7 protein-coding genes are annotated in these 4,545 nt (G+C 39.9%); 2 read left to right on the forward strand and 5 right to left on the reverse strand.

From position 1 onward, the window contains the following. Positions 1–652 (forward strand): YccT family protein (locus NL42_RS15970; protein WP_461313477.1); only part of this gene is annotated, 652 nt, incomplete at its 5' end. A 78-nt stretch (positions 653–730) separates the two neighbouring features. Further along, the gene (locus tag NL42_RS15975) at positions 731–1,255 is read left to right on the forward strand and encodes a GNAT family N-acetyltransferase (protein WP_461313478.1); all 525 of its coding nucleotides are present in this window, start codon (positions 731–733) and stop codon (positions 1,253–1,255) included. A 12-nt stretch (positions 1,256–1,267) separates the two neighbouring features. Here NL42_RS15975 and NL42_RS15980 read toward each other — a convergent pair whose 3' ends face one another. From NL42_RS15980 to cydP, 5 genes are all read right to left on the reverse strand, one after another. Continuing rightward, the gene (locus NL42_RS15980) at positions 1,268–1,567 is read right to left on the reverse strand and encodes a cyd operon YbgE family protein (RefSeq protein WP_128814366.1); all 300 of its coding nucleotides are present in this window, start codon (positions 1,565–1,567) and stop codon (positions 1,268–1,270) included. After that, positions 1,568–1,669 (reverse strand): cytochrome bd-I oxidase subunit CydX, encoded by a 102-nt coding sequence (gene cydX, locus NL42_RS15985; RefSeq protein ID WP_000270276.1) that lies wholly within the window; start codon positions 1,667–1,669, stop codon positions 1,568–1,570. Between the two features lie 10 nt (positions 1,670–1,679). Then, positions 1,680–2,825: a cytochrome d ubiquinol oxidase subunit II gene (gene cydB, locus NL42_RS15990; protein WP_461313479.1), complete on the reverse strand. Its 1,146-nt coding sequence runs from the start codon at positions 2,823–2,825 to the stop codon at positions 1,680–1,682. After that, positions 2,822–4,408, reverse strand: a complete 1,587-nt coding sequence (locus NL42_RS15995; RefSeq protein WP_461313480.1) for a cytochrome ubiquinol oxidase subunit I — start codon at positions 4,406–4,408, stop codon at positions 2,822–2,824. The genes cydB and NL42_RS15995 overlap by 4 nt, the downstream gene beginning before the upstream one ends. Continuing rightward, on the reverse strand, positions 4,408–4,545 hold a 138-nt coding region (gene cydP, locus NL42_RS16000; RefSeq protein WP_461313481.1), incomplete at its 5' end, for a cytochrome oxidase putative small subunit CydP. The genes cydP and NL42_RS15995, both read right to left, overlap by 1 nt.

Raw genomic sequence — 4,545 nt, forward strand, 5'->3', positions numbered from 1 at the left:
TGTTGCTGCAATTGGTTTATTACTCAGCGGTTCAGTATTTTCAGCAGTTACAATTACAGCACCAGAGGAAATTGTAATCCTTGCTGTGAATGGTCAAGAAGTCAATTCTGGGTTATTTCGTTCATCTAAAAATAATTATAAAGTCGATGCGGGTGAAACCAGCTTAAGTGTGCGCTACCAAGAATATTTTGAACATTTAAATGGTGAGCATGACATTGTTAAATCTGGCGTAGTCACAATTCAAACGCCTACATTGCAAGACGGGAAAACTTATAAGCTTTCAATGGTAGATGTACCTAAAGATTATGAAAATGCGAAAAAATATGCTGAGCAGCCAACAGTTGCTTTGTACAGTGCAAATAATGAATTAATTGTAAAACAAACGGGTGCAAACAATGAAGCAAAACCATGGTTTGCAACTGGCTTACTAGGTAAGGTAAGTGATTTTACGACTAAAGCATCTAAACCACAGCCTGAGGCCGTGTATGCATCGGCTAAACCTACTTATTCTCAGGTTGTACCAGCTCCAACATCTATGCCAGTAACGGGTGTAGCACAAACGAATGATCAACGTTTAGTGGAAACTTGGCAGAAAGCCTCAAAAACTGAGCGTCAAAAATTTATGGCATGGTTAGCTGAACAATCAAATTAATTAATTGCTATTTAAAATAAAGCCGATTTAATATCGGCTTTATTTTTAGAATTTTTATAAATAGCCTAAGTATACTTTATGACTAATTTAAATTTCCGTTTAGCTCAATCTGCTGATATTCCAGAACTCATAGATTTAATTAACAAGTCTTATCGAGAACAACAAGGTCGAAGTTGGACAACAGAGCTAGAGTGGGTAAAAGGACAACGTATTACAGAGCATCAATTAGAAGAACAGCTACAATTTGCGAATTCGACATTATTGGTAGGGGAAACTAACTCTTCTAAAATTGTTGCATGTATTGGGCTTACATTTGAAAATAGTCAGGTTGAGATTGGAACATTCTGTACAGATCCGCATGTTCAAAATATGAGAGTTGGTCGATCTGTTTTAGAATATGCGGAGCAATATGCATTAAAACAAGCTCCTTATCTGGTCAATGCCGTAATGTATGTGCTAGATGTACGTTCAGAGTTGATTGCTTATTATGAACGTCGTGGATATACGAAAACGGGTAATGAACAGCCGTATCCAGTTGACGCAGATTTAGGAGTGCCAATGGTACCTATTAAATTAATTGAAATGAAAAAAGACCTCAAATGAGGTCTTTTTTGTTTAGGTTAGAAACCAGATGTAATAGCCTAAAAGCATGAGAGGCCATGCTATCCATGGGCTAAATAGCCATTTCCATAACCAGAAGTTAGGTACGAAACCTACTCCGTAAATAAACCCACCAGAAATACCGATCATTACCAACATGAGTTGACTATGATTGTAGTGTCCGTTGGCATCTAACATCAGTGAGGGGTAAACCAACAAAATTGCAGCAAGAGGCAATGCCAACAGAAAGGAAAGGGCCATTGCGAATGCTTGAACTTTTCGATGATTTGATGCTGTCATTGCTTTTGCCATGATTTATTCCTCATCTAGATTTTGATGATGTTCGATATAAAGTGCACTGAGTACACCTGCAAAACATGCCATCAAAATGCCAAGGATCCATGCGAAATACCACATTTGCTTCTCCTTAATACAAGCTATGCGAGTTTGACTCGATGTGTTTGTTGGTAATGACGCCCCACATTTTGTAATAAGACCAACTGGTATAGATCAAAATGAGTGGTACAAAAATGCCAGCAGCTACAGTCATAACGCCTAAAGTAAGATGGCTTGACACAGCATCCCACATCGTCAAGCTAGAATTAGGATTAATACTAGATGGAAGCAAGAACGGGAATAGTGCAAAACCTGCGGTTAAAATTGATCCTACAATCATCAAACTTGTGCCTGTGAAACTTAAGCCTGCTTTTGTTTTTGATGATGCAAAAACAGCAATGATTGCGCCTAATATTGCAAGAACTGGGGCAACTTTAGTCATTGGATAAGTACTGTAGTTGTTCATCCAGCCTGGGTTGCTATTTGTAACTACTTCTTTAGCTAAAGGGTTGAGTGCAGCATTAGGATCAATAGCAACTGCATAGCTATAACCTGGCACTTGCCCAAAATACAGCCATGCTCCAATAACAAGGAAACAAATTAAAAATATAGCTGCCATGATCTGAGTAGCCTTGGCAGAACGCTGTTTTAAAGCGTCATCTGTACGCAACATGAGCCATGCACCGCCATGAGCACAGAGCATAGATAGACTGACAAAACCACAGACTAAGGCGAATGGGTTTAAAAGAGCAAAAAAGCTGCCTGTATATTCAGAGCGTAAAGTGTCATCTAAACCAAAAGGTAAGCCTAGAAATAAATTACCAAAGGCTACACCGAATACAAGAGCCGGTACGGCGCCTCCAATGCATAGGCCCCAGTCCCATGAATTACGCCATTTAGTATTTTCAAGTTTGGAGCGATAATCAAAGCCGACTGGTCGCAAGAAAAGGGCGAATAAAACCAGTAGTAATGCCCAATACATACCTGAGAAGGCTACAGCATATACCATCGGCCATGCGGCAAATAGTGCACCACCCGCCGTAATAAACCAGACTTGATTCCCATCCCAATGCGGTGCAATCGTGTTGATTGCAGCACGTCGTTCATTGTCGGTTTTTCCAACGAAAGGCATGAGAGCCATGGAACCCATATCGAAACCGTCAGTGAGGGCGAAGCCGATCAGAAGTACACCAACTAACACCCACCAAATGATTTTTAATAGTTCATATTCAATCATGATAAGGCCTCCCCATTAACAGCTGTTTTCGGTTCTTGCTTTTCAAAATGATATTTACCTGTGTGCAGAGAGCTTGGCCCTAGACGAGCAAACTTGATCATTAAGTACATTTCAATAATCAAAAGTGCAGTATAGAACGCTGCTAGCGCAAGAATCGAACCCCATACATCCCCGCTACTCAAACTAGAAGTAGATAGATGTGTTGGCAAGATTTCACCAATAGACCAAGGCTGGCGACCACCTTCAGCTACATACCAACCAGTTTGCGCAGCAATCCAAGGAAGCGGCAAACCAAACAATGCATATTTCAGTAGCCAAGGTTTATTTTCAGCATTTCTTTTTGCTACAGCCCAAGTTGCTAAAATGAAAAGTAATAGCATTAAGAAGCCAGAGGCAACCATTGCGCGGAAAGAGAAAAATAGAGCTGTAACATTTGGAACAGTATCTTTTACAGCAGCTTTAATATTTTGCTCGCTTGCATCAACTACATTTGGTGCATATTTTTTAAGAAGTAGACCATAACCTAAATCTTTTTGATTTTTTTCAAATGAAGCTAATAACTCTGGTGAGCGATCGCCTGCACGTAATTTTTCAAGTTCAGCATAGGCAAGCATACCGTTGCGAATACGAACTTCGTGCTGCTGCATGAGATCTTTAAGACCAGTAACTTCTTTGGTTGTTGAGCGAGTTGCAATTAAACCTAATGCGTATGGAATTTTAACCGCATAATCTGTCCGCATCTCTTCATGGTTTGGTACACCAAACAAAGTAAACGGAGCAGGAGCAGGGTGAGTATCCCATTCGGCTTCTATCGCAGCTAGTTTAGTTTTTTGAACATCACCTAGCTCATAGCCAGATTCATCGCCTAACAAAATCACTGAAAGTGTAGATGCAAGACCGAAAATTGCAGCAATTGCAAATGAACGACGTGCGAAAGGTAGGTCACGTTTTTTAAGCAAGTAGTAGCTTGAGATAGCAAGTACAAAAATTGCACCAGTTACATAACCTGCAGATACAGTATGTACAAATTTAACCTGAGCTACAGGGTTAAAGATAAGCGCGCCGAAATCAACTAATTCCATACGCATCGTTTCAAAGTTAAATGCAGCACCTACTGGGTTTTGCATCCAACCATTCGCCACTAAAATCCAGAGCGCTGACATGTTAGAACCTAGAGCGACTAACCACGTTACACCTAGATGTTGAACCTTACTTAAACGGTCCCATCCAAAGAAGAATAAGCCAATAAATGTCGACTCAAGAAAGAATGCCATCAGGCCTTCAATTGCTAATGGTGCACCGAAAATATCACCCACATAATGTGAGTAATAAGCCCAGTTCGTTCCAAACTGAAACTCCATTGTTAAGCCAGTCGTTACCCCTAAAGCAAAGTTAATACCAAATAATTTTCCCCAAAATTTAGTCATGTCTTTGTAAATTTCTTTACCAGAAATGACATAAGTGGTTTCCATGATGGCAAGGATAAATGCCAAACCTAAAGTTAAAGGGACGAAAAGAAAGTGATACATTGCGGTCATCGCAAATTGAAACCGCGAAAGATCAACCACGCTTTCAGAAATCATCAACGTGTCTCCTTAATGTTGGAAATGTTATCGCCAGCAATATGCTCAGCGACCTGATTGTCGAAATTTTTGGGGATGGTGGGAGCATCAAACCAAATATGTTTAATCGTTAAAAGAAGCACTATTTTTATTATTAG

Source organism: Acinetobacter sp. GN11 (assembly GCF_054823985.1).